The 18,887-nt window shown below is 71.1% G+C and carries 17 protein-coding genes and 1 pseudogene; 8 read left to right on the plus strand and 10 right to left on the minus strand.

All coding sequences use genetic code 11. The annotated features are described in order from the left end of the window. Nucleotides 1-2: 2 nt before the first annotated feature. Nucleotides 3-4,130, minus strand: coding sequence for a bifunctional nitrate reductase/sulfite reductase flavoprotein subunit alpha (locus tag AB0F38_RS22890; RefSeq protein WP_361896360.1), 4,128 nt, complete (start codon nt 4,128-4,130; stop codon nt 3-5). Nucleotides 4,131-4,433: 303 nt separating this feature from the next. Here AB0F38_RS22890 and AB0F38_RS22895 point away from each other — a divergent pair. The 3 genes and pseudogenes from AB0F38_RS22895 to lnt all read left to right on the plus strand — a co-directional run. Beyond that, nucleotides 4,434-4,669 (plus strand): annotated as a pseudogene (locus AB0F38_RS22895) (universal stress protein); the annotation flags it as partial. Nucleotides 4,670-4,726: 57 nt separating this feature from the next. Then, nucleotides 4,727-5,200 carry a nuclear transport factor 2 family protein gene (locus tag AB0F38_RS22900; RefSeq protein ID WP_361896362.1) on the plus strand — a complete coding sequence of 158 codons (474 nt, stop codon included), beginning with the start codon at nt 4,727-4,729 and terminating at the stop codon, nt 5,198-5,200. 100 nt (nt 5,201-5,300) lie between these two features. After that, nucleotides 5,301-6,929 (plus strand): apolipoprotein N-acyltransferase, encoded by a 1,629-nt coding sequence (gene lnt, locus AB0F38_RS22905; RefSeq protein ID WP_361896365.1) that lies wholly within the window; start codon nt 5,301-5,303, stop codon nt 6,927-6,929. On the opposite strand, the gene AB0F38_RS22910 is transcribed toward lnt, so the two are convergent. Further along, on the minus strand, nt 6,901-7,806 hold the full coding sequence (locus AB0F38_RS22910) for a Gfo/Idh/MocA family oxidoreductase (protein ID WP_361896368.1): 906 nt from the start codon (nt 7,804-7,806) through the stop codon (nt 6,901-6,903). The genes lnt and AB0F38_RS22910 overlap by 29 nt on opposite strands. Nucleotides 7,807-7,825: 19 nt before the next feature. Continuing rightward, nucleotides 7,826-9,040, minus strand: coding sequence for an FAD-dependent monooxygenase (locus AB0F38_RS22915; protein WP_361896371.1), 1,215 nt, complete (start codon nt 9,038-9,040; stop codon nt 7,826-7,828). Nucleotides 9,041-9,115: 75 nt separating this feature from the next. On the opposite strand from AB0F38_RS22915, the gene AB0F38_RS22920 reads away from it, so the two are divergent. Next, nucleotides 9,116-9,793, plus strand: a complete 678-nt coding sequence (locus AB0F38_RS22920; RefSeq protein ID WP_361896374.1) for a TetR family transcriptional regulator — start codon at nt 9,116-9,118, stop codon at nt 9,791-9,793. 751 nt (nt 9,794-10,544) lie between these two features. Here AB0F38_RS22920 and AB0F38_RS22925 read toward each other — a convergent pair. The 7 genes from AB0F38_RS22925 to AB0F38_RS22955 form a co-directional block, all read right to left on the minus strand. Beyond that, nucleotides 10,545-11,027: a hypothetical protein gene (locus AB0F38_RS22925; RefSeq protein ID WP_361896486.1), complete on the minus strand. Its 483-nt coding sequence runs from the start codon at nt 11,025-11,027 to the stop codon at nt 10,545-10,547. 146 nt (nt 11,028-11,173) lie between these two features. Next, nucleotides 11,174-11,857 (minus strand): uracil-DNA glycosylase, encoded by a 684-nt coding sequence (locus tag AB0F38_RS22930; protein WP_361896376.1) that lies wholly within the window; start codon nt 11,855-11,857, stop codon nt 11,174-11,176. Nucleotides 11,858-11,938: 81 nt separating this feature from the next. Continuing rightward, nucleotides 11,939-13,519 (minus strand): ABC transporter substrate-binding protein, encoded by a 1,581-nt coding sequence (locus AB0F38_RS22935; protein ID WP_361896379.1) that lies wholly within the window; start codon nt 13,517-13,519, stop codon nt 11,939-11,941. Between the two features lie 117 nt (nt 13,520-13,636). Further along, nucleotides 13,637-14,392 (minus strand): SDR family oxidoreductase, encoded by a 756-nt coding sequence (locus tag AB0F38_RS22940; RefSeq protein ID WP_361896382.1) that lies wholly within the window; start codon nt 14,390-14,392, stop codon nt 13,637-13,639. A 22-nt stretch (nt 14,393-14,414) separates the two neighbouring features. Next, a complete protein-coding gene (gene fabG / locus AB0F38_RS22945; RefSeq protein WP_361896385.1) occupies nt 14,415-15,176 on the minus strand; it encodes a 3-oxoacyl-ACP reductase FabG in 762 nt (253 codons plus the stop codon). 202 nt (nt 15,177-15,378) lie between these two features. Continuing rightward, nucleotides 15,379-15,762, minus strand: a complete 384-nt coding sequence (locus AB0F38_RS22950) for a DUF3037 domain-containing protein (RefSeq protein ID WP_361896388.1) — start codon at nt 15,760-15,762, stop codon at nt 15,379-15,381. Continuing rightward, on the minus strand, nt 15,759-16,643 hold the full coding sequence (locus AB0F38_RS22955) for a HipA family kinase (RefSeq protein ID WP_361896391.1): 885 nt from the start codon (nt 16,641-16,643) through the stop codon (nt 15,759-15,761). Before AB0F38_RS22955 ends, AB0F38_RS22950 begins: the two co-directional genes overlap by 4 nt. Nucleotides 16,644-17,032: 389 nt before the next feature. Here AB0F38_RS22955 and AB0F38_RS22960 point away from each other — a divergent pair, with 389 nt between their 5' ends. The 4 genes from AB0F38_RS22960 to AB0F38_RS22975 are packed head-to-tail and all read left to right on the plus strand — an operon-like array spanning nt 17,033 to nt 18,867. Continuing rightward, entirely contained in the window at nt 17,033-17,350 is a 318-nt protein-coding gene (locus tag AB0F38_RS22960; protein ID WP_361896394.1) for a gas vesicle protein, read from the plus strand. Between the two features lie 59 nt (nt 17,351-17,409). After that, entirely contained in the window at nt 17,410-17,853 is a 444-nt protein-coding gene (locus AB0F38_RS22965; protein ID WP_361896397.1) for a gas vesicle structural protein GvpA, read from the plus strand. 3 nt (nt 17,854-17,856) lie between these two features. Beyond that, nucleotides 17,857-18,570: a GvpL/GvpF family gas vesicle protein gene (locus AB0F38_RS22970; protein WP_361896400.1), complete on the plus strand. Its 714-nt coding sequence runs from the start codon at nt 17,857-17,859 to the stop codon at nt 18,568-18,570. A gap of 39 nt (nt 18,571-18,609) precedes the next feature. Then, on the plus strand, nt 18,610-18,867 hold the full coding sequence (locus AB0F38_RS22975) for a gas vesicle protein GvpG (protein WP_361896403.1): 258 nt from the start codon (nt 18,610-18,612) through the stop codon (nt 18,865-18,867). The last annotated feature ends 20 nt before the right edge of the window (nt 18,868-18,887 follow it).

Raw genomic sequence — 18,887 nt, forward strand, 5'->3', positions numbered from 1 at the left:
GCTCAGTACACGTCGCGCACGTACCGCTTGTCGGCGGCGAGCTGCTTGACGTACGCGGCTGCCGCGTCCTGTGCCAGCCCACCATGGGCGACCGCGATGTCGCGCAGGGCCCGGTCCACGTCCTTCGCCATCCGGGATGCGTCGCCGCACACGTAGAAGTGGGCACCGTCCTGGAGCCAGGCCCACAGGTGGGCGCCGTGTTCGCGCATCCGGTCCTGCACGTAGACCTTGGCCCGCTGGTCGCGGGAGAAGGCGGTGTCCAGCCGGCTCAGGGTGCCGTCGGCGCGCAGCGAGTCGAGCTCGTCCTGGTAGTAGAAGTCGGTGGCCCTGCGCTGCTCACCGAAGAAGAGCCAGTTGGCGGCCCGGTGTCCGAGGGCGCGCCGTTCGTCGAGGAAGCCGATGAAGGGTGCGACCCCGGTGCCGGGGCCGACCATCACCATGGGGGTGGCGGGATCGGCCGGCGGGCGGAAGTGCGGGGCGCGCTGGACGAAGACGGGGACGGGGCTGCCGGATGCGGCGTCGGCGAGGAAGGTGGACGCCACGCCCTTGCGGGGGTGGCCGTGCCGGTTCTCGTAGCGGACGACGGAGACGGTGAGCCGGACCAGCCGGGGGTCGGTCAGCGGGCTGGAGGATATGGAGTAGAGGCGTGGCCGCAGGCGCCGGAGGGCTGCGGTCCACTCGGCCGCCGTGGCGCGGGCGGAGTGTTCGGCTACGACGTCGATCGCCTGCCGGCCCCAGGTCCACTGGGCGAGCTCGCCCTTGTTGTCCGGGCGCAGCAGCTTCTTGAGGGTGCGGTCGTGGGTGCGGTCGCCGACCAGTCGCAGGAGGTCGGGGGTGACCTGGGCGATGTCCAGGTGCCGGTGGAGCGCTTCGCCGAGCGGTACGGTGCCGAGGCCGGAGACGTCGACCGGGTCCGAGGCGTCGAGGCCCGTGACGGCGAGCCATTCCGCCACGAGGTCGGGGCAGTTGACCGGTACGACACCGAGCGCGTCGCCCGCCTCGTACACGAGGGGGACGGGGCTGTCCTGGCTGTCGAAGGTGAACCGGCGCACCTCTTTCGTGGCGCCGGGGAGACTCAGCAGCCTGTTGCCGGTGAGACGGGCGAGCGTGGGCGCCGCCCTGGAGGGGCGAACCGGAGCACGGGGGGCCGCGGCAGGAGCGGGGGCTGCCGGAGCGGGCTCCGCCGGGGTGCCCAGGGCGGCGCACACCTGGTCGAGCCACTGCCCCGCCGGCTCTTCGTAGTCCGGTTCGCAGTCGGCGCGCGGCAGGAGCCGTACGGCCCCCAGCTCGTCGAACCGCTCGTCGAGACGCCTTCCGTGCCCGCAGAAGTCGTCGTAGGAGGAGTCCCCGAGGGCGAGCACGGCGTAGCGCACGCCTTCCAGGCGCGGGGTGTCGGGCGCGTGGAGGGAGTCCCAGAACCCGGAGCCGTTGTCCGGGGCGTCGCCGTCGCCGAAGGTGCTGGTGACCACCAGCAGATCGGCGGGCCGCGGCAGGCTCTCCAGCGGACTGTCGTCCATCCCGAGGAGCGTCGCCGTCCGTCCCTCGTCGGTCAGCCGCCGCGCGGCCGCCGCCGCGACCCCCTCGGCGTTTCCGGTCTGCGAGGCCCACAGCACCACGATCCGGCGCCCGGTGGGGACGTCCCGCGCGGGCGCGGTGTGCGCCCCGCTCCCGGGCGCGTCGTCGGGCAGCCGGGAGAACATCCCCGCCAGCACTCCGTTGACCCACAGGGCGTGCTCCGGCTCGAACGGCGCGTGCGCCGGCAGCACCGGTGTGCCCACCGTCCGCGTACCGACGCCCGCCAGGAAACCGGCCAGATAGCGGCGCTCGTGGCCGGCCAGCACGGGAGGTGCGGCGTCCGCTATCGCGAACACACCGGCGAGCGCGGAAGCCGGTCCCGCGGCCTGGACAGGAGCGGGGGCGGCGGCGGGGACGACGGCGGACACCTTCGCCAGTGTCACGGCGCACACCTTGAACTCGGGCTGGAAGGAGATCGGGTCGACCGCGTCGTTGGTCACCGCGTTGACGCTGAGGTACTCGCCGAACAGGTCGTTCCAGTGGAAGGGCGCGAAGCAGTCCCCGGGCCGCACCCGGTCGGTCACGACGGCCGGCAGTACGGCCCGGCCGCGCCGTGAGGCGACCTCGACCGCATCGCCCTCCCCGATGCCGAGCGCCTGGGCGTCCCGCGGATTGATCTCCACGAAGGGGCCCGGGTTCAGCTTGTTGAGCTTGGCGACCTTCCCGGTCCTCGTCAGGGTGTGCCACTGGTGCTGGAGGCGGCCGGTGTTGAGCACGTACGGGAAGTCGTCGTCGGGCATCTCGGCCGGCGGCAGGTGCGGGCGGGCGAAGAACACCGCCCGGCCGCTCGCGGTGGGAAAGGCCAGCCGTGGCACGGTTCCGTCGGGGCGCACGGTGAGGGTCTGACTGACTCCGTCGTTGAGGTAGCGGACGGGGTTGCGGTCGGGGCCGTCCACGGCGGCGCTCGGCCACTGGACGGGGGTGTCGCGCAGCCGTGCGTACGTGACGCCGCGCAGGTCGTACCCGGTCCTCGGATTGTGGGCCTGCTTGATCTCCTCGAATATCTCCTCGGCGCTGCTGTAGCCGAAGGCGTCCTCGTACCCCATCTCGCAGGCGATCCGCGCGATGATCCGCCAGTCCGGCCAGGCTTCCCCCGGCGGTTCGACGGCCGGCCGGCTGAGGGTGAGGTTGCGCTCGGAGTTGATCATGACGCCCTCGGCCTCCGCCCACAGTGCGGCGGGCAGGACGATGTCGGCGTAGGCGTTGGTCTCGGTGTCGGCGAAGACGTCCTGGGTGACGACGAATTCCGCCGCTTCGAGCCCTTCGATGACGGTCCTGCGGTTGGCCACGGACGCGACGGGGTTGGTGCAGATGATCCAGCAGGCCTTGATCTCGCCGGCCGCCATCCGCCGGAACATGTCGACGGTTCCGGTGCCCGCCGCCTCCGTGCGCAGGGTCCCGGGCGCGATGTCCCACATCTCCTCGATGAAGGCGCGCTCGTCATCGGCCGGCAGGCTGCGCTGTCCGGGCAGGCCCGGTCCCATGTAGCCCATCTCGCGGCCGCCCATGGCGTTGGGCTGGCCGGTGAGCGAGAAGGGCCCGCTGCCCGGCCGGCAGAGGGCTCCGGTCGCCAGGTGCAGATTGATCAGGGCGTTGGTGTTCCAGGTGCCGTGCGTGCTCTGGTTGAGGCCCATGGTCCAGCAGCTCATCCAGTCGCCGGCCTCGCCGATCCAGCGGGCGGCGAGGCGGATGTCCGCCTCCGGAATCCCGGTGGCCTCCGCGACCGTGGCAGGGGTGTAGTCCCGCAGGAAGTCCGGCATCGCCTCCCAGCCCTCGGTGTGTTCGGCGATGAACTCGGGGTCGGTGTGGCCGTTCTCGACGAGGAGGTGCAGGAGGCCGTTGAGCAGCGCGAGGTCCGTGCCCGGGCGGATCTGCAGGAACAGATCGGCCTTGTCGGCGGTGGCGTTGCGCCGGGGGTCGACCACGATGAGCTTGGCACCGGTCTTCACCCGCTCCATGAGGCGGAGGAAGAGGACGGGGTGGCAGTCCGCCATGTTCGCGCCGATGACGAGGAACGCGTCGGCGTGCTCGAAGTCCTCGTACGAGCCCGGCGGGCCGTCCGCCCCCAGCGAGAGCTTGTAGCCGCTGCCCGCGCCGGCCATGCAGAGCCGGGAGTTGGACTCGATCCAGCTGGTCCGGACGAAGCCCTTGGCGAGCTTGTTGGCCAGGTACTGCGCCTCCAGCGTCATCTGCCCGGAGACGTAGAGGGCGAGCGCGTCGGGTCCGTGCTCGTCGACGATCGCGCGCAGCCGCCGCGCGGTCGCCTCGAGGGCGGCGTCCATGGTCTGCGGAGCCGGTTCCTCGCTGCGGTCCGTCCGGACCAGCGGCGTCGCCAGCCGTCCGGGCGCCGCGAGCATCTCCGCGCTCGTCGCCCCCTTGGTGCAGAGCCTGCCCTTGTTCGCGGGGTGCGCCTTGTCGCCCGAGGCCTTCAGGACGGTACGCCTCCCGTCGGGCCCCATGCCGAGATCGAGGACGATCCCGCAGCCGACACCGCAGTACGAGCAGACCGTCCGCACCTGGGTGGCGGTGTCCGGTTGCGGATTCGGCGCGGTCATGGACGGCCTCTCGTGGGGAACGTGCTCCCCCGACGGTACGAAACGTCCGTTTCTGGGGTGTCACGCGTGACGATCAAGCGTGGTTACGTCCCGTGCACAGTCGGAGGTACGTGTGCGTGAGGCCCCGGCAAAGGCCGGGCACCTCCCGGACGTAACGTGAGGAGCGGGTGCCGGCGCGGCCTCGCCGAAAGCCCCGCCGGGGGCACTCGGCCGGAATCGAATGCGCCCGGCGGCGCACTCAGGAGGTGGTCATGACCGCCCACGACCGTCCCGTGATCGCCGCGGTCGACGGTTCCTCCCGGGCGAACGCTCGCCGAACTGACGGCCGGCCGGCCGGAGAAGTACCCGCAGGCGGACGTCGTACGTGAACCGGTCGGAGGACCGGCCTCCCGCACCCCGGTCACGGCGCCGGCCACCGCGGTGCTGACCGTGGTCGGGCGGCACAGGGGCGGCGGATCCCCCGGGGGCCCGGGCTGTTCCCGGTCGCGCAGACGGCGGTGACGCACACCCTCGGTCCCGTGGCCGTCGTGCCCTGCTGAGGCCGCGGGGAGTGCGGGCCCCTTGGACTTCCGGTCCCGCGGGCGGACACTTGCCCGATGACACAGCGCGTGGCTCTCGCGACGGTAATGGACCGGCTCTCGATCGATGCGGTGATCACCGGCTACGCCGTGGCGGTGGACGACGGCGCCTGGGAGGACTACGGCGCCCTGTTCACCGAGGACGGCCGTGCGGACTACCGCGGTGCGGGCGGGTCCGAGGGTCCGGCCGCCGAGGCGGCGCGGTGGCTCGCGGAGACCCTGCGGCCCTTCCCGGTCCGCCAGCACCTGATCGTCAACCGGCGGCTCGACCTCCAGGACCTGGGCGGCTACCCCGGCGACCGGGCGCGGGTACGGGCCGACTACCTGAATCCGATGGGACCGGAAGCAGGGGCCGGAGGGACGGCCCCGGCCTTCTTCTCCGGCGGCCGGTACACCTTCGACCTGCTGCGTGCGGAGCCGGGCTGGCTGATCCGCACGGTCGAGGCGCACGAGAAGTGGCGGTGGTCGCCCGGCACACCCACGGCCGGCTGATCCGCACCCGGGGGCCGGGCCCCCGGCACGCCCCCTGTGCGCTGACGATCTTCTGCCGCACACTGGGATCGAGCGGGGCGACCGGCGAGGAGGACACGGCATGCCGATGCGGGGCGGGCGGCTTCCGGCGGACCGGACTCCGGGCGGTCCCGCCGACGAGGGCCAGGCCGGCAGCAGCCCGGCCGACGGCGGCACCCGGCCGTACGCGCGCCTGCTGCGCGCTCCCCTGTGGCGCGGTGCCGCGGCCTTGTGCGCCGGCGCCCTGCCCGCCCTGGCGTTCCCCGCCCCCTCGCTCTGGTGGATCGCTCCAGTGGCCCTCGTACCGTGGATGCTGCTGCTCCGGTCGGCGGACACCGGGCGGCGCGCCGCGACCGACGGCTGGCTGGGTGGCATGGGCTTCATGCTCGCCGTGCACCACTGGCTGATGCCGAGCCTGCATGTGTTCCTGGTGGTGCTCGCGGCTCTGCTCGGCCTGCTGTGGGCTCCCTGGGGCGTGCTCGTGTCCCGGCTGCTCGGCGGATCACCGTCGTTCCGGGGTGCGGTGGCCGCCGTCGCGGTCCTGCCCTCCGGGTGGCTGATGATCGAGCTGGTCCGCTCCTGGGAAGGGCTGGGCGGCCCGTGGGGTCTGCTGGGCGCCAGTCAGTGGGAGTTCGCTCCCGCACTGCGGACCGCGTCCGTCGGGGGCGTATGGCTGGTCAGCCTGCTCGTGGTGGCGGTGAACACCGCGGTCACGCTGCTCCTGGTCGTACCGTCGGCCCGCACCGCCGCGGCCGCCTGTCTCGTGGTGTGCACGCTGGGTGTGGCGGCCATTTGGGTCCGGGCGCCGCAGCCGGAGCGCACGGGCACCGCCCGGATCGCCGTCGTGCAGCCGGGTGTCGTCGACGGCCCGGACAGTATCGAACGCCGGTTCGCACGCAGTGAGGCGCTGACCCGTTCCCTCGTCGGCCGGGACGTCGGCCTGGTGGTGTGGGGCGAGAGCAGCGTGGGCGTGGATCTCTCACGCAGCCCCGGAACCGCGGACCGGATCGCGGCGCTCTCCCGGCTGGTCGGGGCCGAACTGCTGGTCAACATGGACGCCCGGCGGACGGAAGGTCCGGACAGCGCCGGGATCTACAAGTCCGCGGTGCTGGTGGGCCCTGACGGGCCGACCGGGGACCGCTACGACAAGATGCGCCTGGTGCCGTTCGGTGAGTACGTCCCGGCCCGTGCGGTGCTCGGCTGGGCGACCTCGGTGGGCAGGGCGGCGGGCGAGGACCGGTTGCGCGGCGAGCGCCCCGTGGTGATGGACCTGCCGGGCGCGGACGGGCTGCGGCTCGGGCCGCTGGTGTGCTTCGAGTCGGCGTTCCCCGACATGAGCAGGCGGCTGGCCGCGGACGGCGCGCAGTTGCTGATCGCCCAGTCCTCCACCTCGACGTTCCAGCACAGCTGGGCGCCCGCGCAGCACGCCTCGCTCGGTGCGCTGCGGGCGGCCGAGACCGGGCGGCCGATGGTGCACGCCACCCTGACGGGCGTGAGCGCCGCGTACGGCCCGCAGGGCGAACGGGTGGGTGCGCCGCTCGGTACGGACGCGAGCGAGGCCGCGGTGTACGACGTACCGCTCGCGCGGGGCAGCACGCTCTACGTGCGGCTGGGTGCCTGGCCCGTGTACGGGGCGCTGGCGGTGCTGGCCGTCTTCTTCGGTACGGCCGGCGTGCGGTCCCTCAGGAAGCCTGCTCCAGGGCGTCCCTGACCACCCGCTCGCACAGCCTGTGGGTCTCCAGCGCGTCCTGGGCACTGAGCACCTGACCGGCCCGCACCGCGTCCAGGAAGAACAGCACGCTCTGCTCGATGCCGCGCTGACGGGCGACCGGCACCCAGTCACCGCGCCGCCGCAAGGTGGGCTGCCCTTTGTGGTCGACGACGTCCGCGAGGTTGAGGACCTGGCGTTTGGTGTCCTGGCCGGAGACCTCCAGGATCTCCTCGGTCGATCCGTTGAGCCGGTTCATCATGCCGATGGCGGTGAATCCGTCGCCGGACAGCTGGAGCACCACATGGTGCATGAGTCCGTCCTCGATCCGCGCCCGCACGACGGCGTCGGAGACCGGGCCGGGCACCAGGAAGCGCAGCGTGTCGACGACGTGGATGAAGTCGTCGAGCACCATGGTGCGCGGATCCTCGGGCAGCCCCACCCGGTTCTTCTGCATCAGGATCAGTTCACGCGGGTGCTCGGCGCACTGGGCGTAGGACGGTGCCAGTCGGCGGTTGAAGCCGACGGCGAGGCTGGTGCCGCGCTCCTCGGCGAGCGCCACCAGCCTCTCGGACTCGGCGAGTTCGTAGGCGAGCGGCTTGTCGATGTACGTCGGGACGCCCGCTTCGAGCAGCCGCCCGGCGATCTCCGGGTGCGCGGAGGTGGGCGCGTGCACGAAGGCGGCGTCCAGCCCCTGGGCCAGGAGCGAGTCGAGATCCGTGTGGCACCGCCGGCCGGGGATCCGGTGGGTCCCCGCGACGGCCGCGAGCGTCGCCGGCGTGCGGGTCTGCAGATGCAGTTCGACCCCGGGGAGTGTCGTCAGCACCGGCAGGTACGCCTTCTGCGCGATGTCGCCGAGCCCGATGCAACCGACCTTCACGGAATTCTCCCTGTCGCCCTCACCAAGGCCGCGTCCTGTGCCCGCCCTTGGTCCCGGCAGCATACGTGCGCTGCGGCGGGTGCCAGTCGGCGATGCCGTCGAAGGCGCGCAGGGCGAGCCCCGGGCCCAGGCGCCCGACGGTGGCGATCAGCCCGTTCCGTACGGCGACGGCCGGTCCGCCGGACAGCTGCATCAGCCGGGAGGCCTGTGCGGCCTTACGCACGATCGCGGTCGTACGGGGCAGCCGGGCCGCACTGTAGGCGGCGAGCCCTTCCCCCGGGTCGCGGTCCGGCGGGAGGTGGTGGGCGAGCACGACGGCGTCCTCGATGGCCTGGTTGCCCCCCTGGCCGAGCGTGGGTGCCATGGCGTGCGCGGAGTCGCCCACGAGCGCCGTACGGCCCTGGTGGAACGAGGGCAGCGGATCGGTCAGCTGGTACACGTCGTGGCGCAGCACCTGGCCGGGCCCGACGGACCCGATGATCGCGCGCACCGGGTCGTGCCAGTCGCCGAACCTGCGCAGCAGCTCCGCCTTCTCGTCGTCGGCGGCCACCGCCCCGGCCGGGGCGGTGGCCGCCGCGTACGCGTAGATGCGGCCGTCCTTCATCGGGTGGCTGCCCCACAGGGCTCCGCGCCCCCAGGTCTCGTGCGAGCTGAACGGGTGGCCGACTCCGGGGGACACGACGCGCCAGGTGGTGAAGCCGCTGTACCTGGGGCCGGGATGACGTGGGAAGAGCGTGGCGCGCACGGTCGAGCCGATACCGTCGGCGCCGATCACCAGATCGGCCTCGATGTCGCCCGATGACGTCCTGACGACGGCCCTGCGGCCGCCCGCCCGCCCCGGACCGACGAGCTCCGCCGGCGTACCGGTGTGCAGTGCCGCATCGGGCAGCCCGGATCGGAGCAGGTCGACGAGGGCGGAGCGGTGCAGCAGGACCAGCGGCCCGCCGAACCGCTCGGCCGCCGCGGCACTGCTGGTACGGGCGAGCCAGCGACCGGCCGGCGTGCGCATGCCGCCGTCGCCGTGCCAGGCGGCGAGGGACCTGACCGCGTCGCCCAGGCCGATGACGTCCAGCGCGCGCTGGGAGTTGGGCGCGAGGCTGATGCCCGCCCCGACGGGCTCCAGCGAGGCGGCGCGTTCGAGCACGGTGACCTGCCAGCCGCACCGGTGCAGCGCGGTGGCGGCGGTGAGGCCGCCGATGCCGCTGCCGATGACCACTGCATGGGACGTTGTCATGACCGACCTCCAAACTACAGTTGTAGTAGACGACTCACCGTACTACAGGTGTAGTTTCGACGGTAGATTGGCCCCATGCCCACACGCACCATCCGGACGCCCGGCTCTTCCCGCGCCGATCTGATCGCCGACACCGCCCTGACCCTGCTCGCGGAGCGCGGGATGCGGGGGCTGACCCATCGCGCGGTGGACGAGCGGGCCGGACTCCCCCAGGGGTCGACGTCGAACCATGCCCGCACCCGGCAGGCGCTGCTGGAGGCGAGCGTGCGCCGGCTCGCCGAGCTGGAGTCTCAGGTGCTCGACCCGGGGAGCCTTCCCGGGGCTTCGGGGATTCCGGAGCCTTCGGGGCCGCTGGGGCCACAGGGGCTTCCGCAGCCTCCCGGACCTCCCGCGGCCGGCGATCCCGGCCTGCTGGCCGCCGGGCTGGCGCAGGCCCTGCACCGGTATCTGACGGGCCGCACCGAACTGCTGATCTGCCGGTACGAACTGGCGCTGGAGGCCACCAGGCGCCCCGAGCTGCGGGCGTACTACGACGCCGCGGGCCGGCAGTTCCGCGAACCGCTGGTGGCCCTGATGACCGCCGCGGGATCCGCCGAACCGGAACGCCACGCCCTGTCGCTGGTGGCCTGGGCGGAGGGAATGATGTTCGCCTGCGCCGCAGGGTCCCACCACCGCTCCGTACCCACGGAGGAGGAGCTGCGCACCGGCTGCGCCGAACTGCTGCGCGGGATGCTCGGCGGCGCGAGCGTGTAGGCAGTGGCCCCGCGGACGGTCCCGGGACGACGGCGGCCCGCACGACGGACGCGCGGACCTCGTCCGGGAACGGATCGACGGCGTGAGCGGCGGCCGACGCTCCGGCCCGCGCTCCGGCGGCTCCGGGACCCGCCGTACATGACCGGCCGAGCGGCCCTGCCGCGGGCGTCACTCGTGCGGGCCAATCCTGGCTCAGCGACTGTCCCGCGACGGTATCCGCCGGGCAGAGTGAGGCGGGTGCATCGAACCGGAATCACAGCAACGCTCCTGGCGGGAATCGCCGTCACCGCGGTCTCGGGCTGCGTCTCGGTGGAACCGCCGCGAAAGACCGTGGCTCCACGTCCCGGCACCAGCAGACCCGTGCAGGACGTGGCACCGCAGATCGTGCAGCCCCCGGTCCTGGACTCCCTGGAGGCACTGCCGGATCCTGCCGCGTCCGCCTCCGCCGGGCGTGCCGGCGCTCCCTCGTCCGCCCGGGACGACGCGCCACGCACGCCGCGCCGACGTGAGCGGGCGGACGCCCCTCGGCCACAGGCGCCTCGCCTGCCCCCTCGGTTCCCGGGCGGCGCGGGGCCGGTCGCACCGGGCGCCTCCGTCCCCGTCACCGGGAAGGACGTCTGCGCACTGGGCCGGGGATACGGGCGCTGGCCGGCCGGGAGCCCACAGTCCAGAATCTGCGACGCGACGTACGGCCGCTGACTCCGGGGTCACGGCGGGCCGGCGTCACCGGGGCACAACGCGCCCGCCCGTCTCACTCTCCCGCCCGGCTCCCCCGCATCCGCTGCTCCAGCCGCCCGATGGCCGCCCGGATCCCTCCGCCGTAACCGTCGTCCCCCAGGGCGCCGACGGTGTCCCACGCCCGGTCCAGATGGAGCCGGGCGGCCTCGAGGCGCTGCAGCCGCAGACAGTCGGCCGCGAGGGCGAGGTGCAGGGAGGGGAGGAAGGACCGCGCCGCGAGGGCGTCCCGGTGTTCCGCCACGGCTGCGCCGGTCAGCTCCTCCGCGGCGGTCAAGGCCCTCAGGTCCCAGGCGAGTTCGTCCCAGGGATCGTCCTGGGTGTCGGCCATGTAGTGGGCGAGGGTGCAGCGGTGCAGGGCGTCACCGTCCTCACCGATCTCCGCCCAGAGGGCACCGAAACGATTGCGCGCCTCTTCCCTGTCCCCGCCGTGGAGCAGCATGACCGCCCGGCCGATCCTGGTCACGACAGCGTCCTTCGACGCATCCTGCTGCTCCACCACGACAGAGGTCTCCCTGATCGCCGTCCGGCCTGCCCGTCGAGCCGACGCTAGCCGCAGCCTCAGGCGAGCGCGCCCGGATGCGGGCCGGATGGCCGGATGCACCGACCGGGTCGCCCGCAGGTCCGGGCCGGCGCGGCCGCCTGTCAGCCCAGGTCCGGGATCCGCCAGTCGATGGCCTCGTGGCCCTGGGCGGCGACGGCCTCGTTGATCTGGGTGAAGGGACGGGAGCCGAACCACTTCTTCGCGGAGAGCGGCGAGGGGTGCGCGCCCTTCACGATGACGTGGCGCTCCGGGTCGATCAGCGGGATCTTCTTCTGCGCGTAATTGCCCCAGAGCACGAAGACCGCCGGGTCGGGCCGGTCGGCCACCGCACGGATCACCGCGTCCGTGACCTTCTCCCAGCCCTTGGACTTGTGGGAATTCGCCTCGCCGCCCCGGACCGTCAGCACCGCGTTGAGCAGGAGGACGCCCTGCTCGGCCCACGGCATCAGATATCCGTTGTCCGGGACCGGCAGGCCGAGCTCGTCGTTCATCTCCTTGTAGATGTTGCGCAGCGAAGGGGGCGTCCTGACCCCCGGCCGGACCGAGAAGCAGAGCCCATGCCCCTGGCCCTCGCCGTGGTAGGGGTCCTGGCCGAGGATGAGCACCTTCACCCGGTCGTACGGGGTGGCCTCCAGCGCGGCGAACACCTGATCGCGCGGGGGATACACCGGCCCGTTGGCCCGCTCCTTCTCGACGAAGTCGGTGAGCTCCTTGAAGTAGGGCTTCTGCAGCTCTTCGCCGAGGACGCCGCGCCAGGACTCGGGCAGCAGGTCGGTGTCGGTCACGTCCACAACCTCCGGTAAGCAATTGGTTCTTGTCCACAGAACCTACCGGGGGCCACTGACAACGGACCCTCCGAGCCCTGCCTACCAGCTGGCCTTGCGGTACAGCTCCCACAACTGCATGACCGTCTGCGGGTCCAGGGCGCGCTCGCTGCCACCGATGTCCTCGCCCGCCGCCACATAGAGCTTGCCCTGCCACAGCGGCAGCAGCCGCACGTCCTCGACGAGGATCTCCTGGGCGCGCTTGAACTGCTTCGAGACGGCCCCGCGGTCGCTCTCCTGACGGGAGGAGGGGAGCAGGTCCTGGGTGATCTCCTTCGTCACGTAGGGCGTGCCGGTGACGCTGTCCGGACCCACGAAGGGGGCGATGAAGTTGTCCGGGTCCGGGAAGTCGGGGAACCAGCCACGCCCGAAGACCGGGTAGTCACCCTTGGTGAAGCCTTCCTGGAAGGACTTCCACGGTGCGCTCTTCAGCGTGATCCTGAACAGGCCGGACGCTTCGAGCTGGCGCTTCAGCTCCGCGAACTCGGGAGCGGTGGACGAACCGTAGCGGTCCGTGGTGAACCAGAAGGTCATCTCGACCGGCTCGTCGATCCCCGCCTCGCTGAGGATCGCCTTGGCCTTGTCCTTGTCCGGATCGCCGAAGGAGTCGAAGAAGCTCGTGGTGTGACCGGCGATCCCCTTCGGGACCATGGAGTACAGCGGTTCCGCGGTGCCCTGGTAGACCTTGGCGACGAGCGCGTCGCGGTTCACCAGCTGGGCTATGGCCCGCCGGACCGCGAGCTTGCCGGAGGCCGGGTCCTTGGGGTTGAAGACGAGGAAGCGGATGTCGGCGCCGACCGTCTCGATGATCTGCAGACCCTCGTTGTCCGCCTTGTTGTCCTCGAGGCTGACGACCTCCTCGGCGGTCAGACCGCGGTAGGTGGCGTCGATCTCCTTCTTCTTCAGCGCCTTCACCATGGGGGCGGAACCCTCGAAGTAGTGGATGGTGACCGAGTCGTTCTTCCGGTTGGCGAAACCCTTGTAGTCGGGGTTCTTGGCCAGCTCGGCCTTCTCGCCGGGCTCGTACGACTTCAGGACGTACGGTCCGGAGCCGGTGACCTTGCCGTCCTCACGGATGCTGTCCGCCGGGTACTCGCTGGGCGGGACGAGCGACATCGCCGGGGTCGCCAGGATGAACGGGAAGGTGGCGTCCGCCTTGGCGAGGTGGAAGATGACCGTGTCGTCGCCCTTGGTCTCCACCCGGTCGAGGGAACCGAGGAGGCCGGCCGGGCCGCCCTTGACCTTGAGCTTCACGATCCGGTCGATCGAGTACTTCACGGTCTCGGCGTCGATCTTCTCGCCGTTGGAGAACTTCAGGCCGCCACGGAGGGTGCACCGGTACGCCATGCTCGTGGCGTCGGTGAACCGGCACGACTCCGCCGCATCCGGTTCAGGGCTCGTACTGCCGGTCGGGAAGCTGACCAGCGTCTGGAAAACGTTCCGCATCAGCTCCCAGGAGCCGTCCCAGGCCGCAGCCGGATCAAGTGTCGAGGGCGAGCTCGTCGTCCCGACCGCTATCTGCTGGTTCGTTTCCGAACTGCTGTCGGACAGCAGTCCGCAGCCGGCCAGCAGAGAAAGGGAAGCAAGGGCTGCAGCAGCCTGCAGACTGGCCCGGTAGAACACGCGCACGCTCCTCGATCAGCCATGGGTCGGCAGACCATACCGCAGCGCCCCGCCGGATCAACCCGCTGACCCGGGGGGCACTTACCTCGATCAGGGCCAAACCGGCTCAGGCCACTCTCAGGCCACGCCGGCGTTCAGGAAGATACCGCCGTCGACCACGAGCGTCTGCCCCGTGATCCAGTCCGCCTGCGCGGAGGTGAGAAACGCCGCCGCACCGCCGATGTCCTCCGGCACTCCGAGCCGGCCGAGCGGGTAGGCGGCGGCCGCCTCGGCCTCCCGGCCCTCGTACAGCGCCTCGGCGAACTTCGTCTTCACCACGGCGGGCGCGATGGCGTTGACCCGGACCACGGGCGCGAACTCGTGCGCCAGCTGGAGGGTCAGGTTGACCATGGCCGCCTTGCTCATGCCGTAGGCGCCGATGAACGGCGATGCGGAGACCCCGGCGACGGACGCGATGTTGACGATCGCGCCGCCGTTCTCCTTCTGCCAGGCCTTCCAGGTCTGCTGGGCGAAGCCGAGCGCCGAGATCACATTGGTCTCGTAGACCTTTCGGGCGACGTTGAGATCCAGCTCGGCCATCGGCCCGAAGACCGGGTTCGTACCGGCGTTGTTGATCAGGAAGTCGACCCGGCCGAACGCCTCCATGGCACGCTCGACGGCCGTCGCCTGGTGCTCCTCGTCGTGCGCCTTGCCCGCGACGCCGATCACCCGGCCGGAGCCGAGCTTCTCGACGGCCTCCTTGAGTGCGTCCTCGCCGCGGCCGGTGATGACGACCCGGTCCCCCCGGGCCACCAGCGCCTCGGCGATGCCGTAACCGATGCCCCGGCTCGCACCCGTGATGAGCGCGACCTTGCCACTGTCCTGCACAGTCATGATGTCCGTTGCCCTTCCGGGATCAGTTGAGCGGTCCGCCGGCGACGTACATGACCTGGCCGGAGACGAAGCCCGCGTCGTCACCCGTGAAGAAGGCGATGGCGTTGGCGATGTCCTCGGGCCGGCCCACGCGCTGCACGGGGATCTGGGTGGCGGCGGCGGCCTGGAACTCCTCGAAGCCCATGCCGACACGGGCCGCGGTCTGGGCGGTCATCTCGGTGACGATGAAACCGGGGGCGACGGCGTTGGCGGTCACGCCGAACTTGCCGAGCTCCTTGGCCAGCGTCTTGGTGAAGCCCTGCAGACCGGCCTTGACCGCGGAGTAGTTGGCCTGGCCGCGGTTGCCCAGCGCCGACGAGGAGGAGAGCGACACGATACGGCCGAACTTGGCCTCCACCATGTGCGCCTGGACGGCCTTCGCCATCAGGAACGCGCCCTTGAGGTGCACGTTCATCACGAGGTCCCAGTCGGACTCGCTCATCTTGAAGAGCAGGTTGTCGCGGAGCACGCCCGCGTTGTTGACCAGGATCGTCGGAGCGCCGAGCTCGGCGGCGACGCGCGCGACGGCGGCTTCCACCTGGGCGCTGTCCGACACGTCGCAGCCGACGGCGAGGGCGGAGCCCCCCGCGGCGGTGATCTTCTCGACCGTGTCCTTGCACGCCGCCTCGTCGAGGTCGAGTACGGCGACGGCGCGGCCCTCGGCCGCCAGGCGTACGGCGGTGGCGGCGCCGATGCCCCGTGCCGCTCCCGTCACGATGGCGACGCGCTGCTCGGTGGTGGACATGCTTGGTTCTCCTCGCCCTTGGATCGCGGCTCAGCGGACGTCAGGAAGTTCCCGACAACTGAGCAACCGCTTAGTACCTTCAGCAGACGAGACGCTAGAAGCCCTGGCACCCGGTGTCAACGGCCCACGGGGGCACGGGCGCATGTCACACCGGACGGCGCCGCGACCGCGCAGGTCGCGGACACCGCCGCCGGTGCCGGGGTCAGCGCACCAGCAGGTCGAGCAGCCGTTCGATCTCAGCCTCGGGGTCCGTGGTGAGTCCGCTGTGCACGACGCCCGGCTGGACGACCGTGGAGCGGGGTGCGATCAGCCAGCGGAAGCGCCGCCCCGGGTCGTCACCGGCCGCCTGGCCGGCCGCTTCGCCGCCGCAGCACACTCCCTCGACCGCGCGCAGGGCGGCCTGTACGCCCACCACGTCGGCATGCGGGTCCAGTGCCTTGAGCTTGCGCTCGTCCAGGTGCGTGCGCGCGGCGACGAAGGACTTCGCCCGGCAGTAGACCAGCACGCCCGCGTTGAAGCACTCGCCGCGCTCGACCCGGGGCACGACGCGCAGGACCGCGTACTCGAAGACATCGCGCTCGCTCATCGGCCGCCGTCCTTGCTGTTCTGCCCGGCGTCCGCCTGGGCGGCACGGTCCCTCTTCGTCAGGTGCGGCCGTGGAGCCAGGCGCTCGGTGACCCAGCCGGGGGCCTGGGAGGGCTGTGTCTTCGTGGGCTCCCCCATCGAGATGCGCTCGTGGATCGTGGCGGCGCGCGCCAGCAGCGGCTCCACGTACGCCCGCCGCAACAGGTCCGTCGTCCCGAAGCCCGGCTCCCCGGCCAGCCACTCGTCCGGCACCTCGGCGGCCACCTCGGTGAGCAGCTCCTCGGTGACGAGCGGGGCGAGCTCGGCGGCGGCAGCGGCGATGTCGGGGCCGAACGGCGCGAGGACGTGGTCCGAGGCGTTGTACGGCTTCGCCGCGGAGGCCTGTGCGCCCGGCCAGTTGTGGTGCCAGATCATCGTGGCCCCGTGGTCGATCAGCCAGAGGTCACCGTGCCAGACCAGCATGTTGGGGTTCCGCCACGACCGGTCCACGTTGTTGATCAGCGCGTCGAACCAGACGACCTTCCCGGCTTCCGCCGGATCCACCTGATAGGCGAGCGGGTCGAACCCGAGCGAGCCGGGCAGGTAGTCCATGCCGAGGTTCAGCCCGCCGCTCGCCTTGAGCAGCTCCTGCACCTCCTGGTCCGGCTCCCCGAGCCCGATGACGGGGTCGAGCTGGATCGTCACCAACTCGGGGACCCGCAGCCCCAGCCGCCTGCCCAGCTCCCCGCAGATGACCTCCGCGACCAGGGTCTTGCGGCCCTGCCCCGCACCCGTGAACTTCATGACGTACGTGCCCAGATCGTCGGCCTCCACGATCCCTGGCAGCGATCCGCCCTCCCGCAACGGGGTCACGTAGCGGGTCGCGGTGACTTCAGTAAGCATTTTCCCAGGCTATACGGCCAGGCACTCTCCATTTCCGTGAAGCGGGTCAGGAGGCCGCGTCCCGGTACCGCCACGTCTCGCGCCGGGGCCGTCGACCGTGGCACGGCCGCCGCCCGCCGCCTGTCCGCGGTCACGTCGCGCACGCGATCGGGATGCCGGCGCACCGGTCGTCATCCGGCCGCCCACACCACTGTCACCTGCGGGTGGGCCGACCGGGCCGAAGATCCGAAGCGCGCTTCGACCGGTCCCTGATTCCCCCGGGATGCGAGGAAGACGAGAAGCCGTCACGCATACGTTCGGGCCGCATGGGCACGCGCACTGCATATCCCCGAATGAACGGCTGACGCAAAGCCGACGGGAAGCCTCGACGACGCACGGCAGGTGACCGCATGACGACGACCCGGAAATCCGAGAACGACAGCGAAGGGAGCGGCGACAGCAGACGTGACAGTCGCGTCGATATCTCCACGGCGATGCGAAACGCGGCCAGGCAGCTCGCCGGACTCCTCCAGCAGGAGCCCAGTTCGGTGTCTTCGCTCAGTGCGACGGACGACGGCTGGACAGCGAACGTGGAAGTCGTCGAGATCGAGAAGATCCCGGACACCACGAGCGTGATGGCTTCTTATCACGTATCGCTCGACGAACAGGGCCAACTCGTGGGATACGAACGCGTCAGACGGTATGCGCGGGGACAGGTCGACCGCTGAGCTGATCCCCCAGAAAATCCGTACCCATGCGCACCAACTCATTGGAAGGAAGACCGACCATGAGTCTCGTACAGCAGAGCAACGCCTCCAACAGTGGCGGCGGATCCGGAAACCTCTACGACGTTCTCGAGCTGATTCTCGACAGGGGGCTCGTCATCGATGCCTTCGTTCGTGTCTCGATCGTCGGTATCGAAATCCTCAAGATCGATGTCCGCGTGGTGGTGGCCAGCGTGGATACCTATCTCCGCTTCGCCGAGGCGTGCAACCGACTGGACCTCGAGTCGGGCCGCAAGGCTCCGACCCAGCTCACGGACATTGTCGGAGACACCGTCGAGAGCGGCGCCAAGGGCAAGTCGAAAGGGGCACTGACCGGCGCGGTCGAAGCCTTCACCGACACCCTCCAGGGTGGCCGGGACTCCGACGAGGAGAAGGAGAAGCGGCCCGCACGCAAGTCCACCGCTTCGAGCAGCAGCCGCCGCACCACGCAGCGGCGGGAGGAGTAGCCCATGCCGACGTACATCTACGCCATCACCGCGGCTGACCACCCGCTGCGCCTCGACGGCCTCCCCGGGGTCGGCGCACCGGCCTCGGACCTGCGCACCCTCAAGACGCGGGAGCTCAGCGCGGTCGTCAGTGACACGCCCCCCGACCTCCGCGCGAAGCGCCGGGACCTCGTCGCTCACCAGAGCGTGCTGGAGCGGCTGATGGCCGACGGGGCGGCACTGCCGATGCGGTTCGGGCTGGTCGGTCCGGACGACGAACAGGTCCTGGCCGCACTCGAACAGGGCAAGGACAGCTATACCGCCCGCCTCTTCGAACTCGACGGCCGCCTCGAGTACAACCTGAAGGTCTCGGGCGACGAGGAAAACATGCTCCGGGAAATCCTCGCGGAGTCCCCGGAGGTCCGGCGGCTCAACGAGTACACCCGGCAGAACCCGGCGGCGCAGGACCAGAAGATGGCCCTGGGCGAGCTCATATCGAACGAGATCGGAGCCAGGCAGGACGCCGTGGGGAAAAGCGTGTCGGCCGCGCTGGCATCAGTCGCGGAACGGGTCTCCGAAGGGGATCCGACCAAGACGCATTTCCTGAACGTGTCCTACCTCGTACGACGGGACGAGGCATCCGCGTTCTCGCAGGCGGTGCACGAAGAGGCCGAGCGCAGGGGCGACTCGTACGAGTTCGCTCTCAACGGCCCGCTTCCGCCTTACAGCTTCGTCTGAGGCGGCCCCGCAGACCCTTACGGACGGGAGGAGCCCGCCATGGGCCTCTTTTCGCAGCTGTTCACTCTCCCGCTGGCACCGGTGCGCGGTACGGCATGGGTCATCGATCAGGTCGTACTGGCCGCGGAACGTGAGCACTACGACCCGGGCCCCGTACGTACGCAGTTGGCCGAGCTGGAAAAGGAACTGCTGCGCGGAGACATCGACGAGGATGAATTCGACCGGCGCGAGGACGAATTGCTGGACCGGCTCGCCGAGTGCGAGAACTACCGGACGCGTCTGGACGATAAATCCTGACGAGATTGAGGTGTTCGACA

Source organism: Streptomyces sp. NPDC025273, assembly GCF_040638585.1.
In the GTDB taxonomy this organism is placed as follows: Bacteria; Actinomycetota; Actinomycetes; order Streptomycetales; family Streptomycetaceae; genus Streptomyces; species Streptomyces cinereorectus.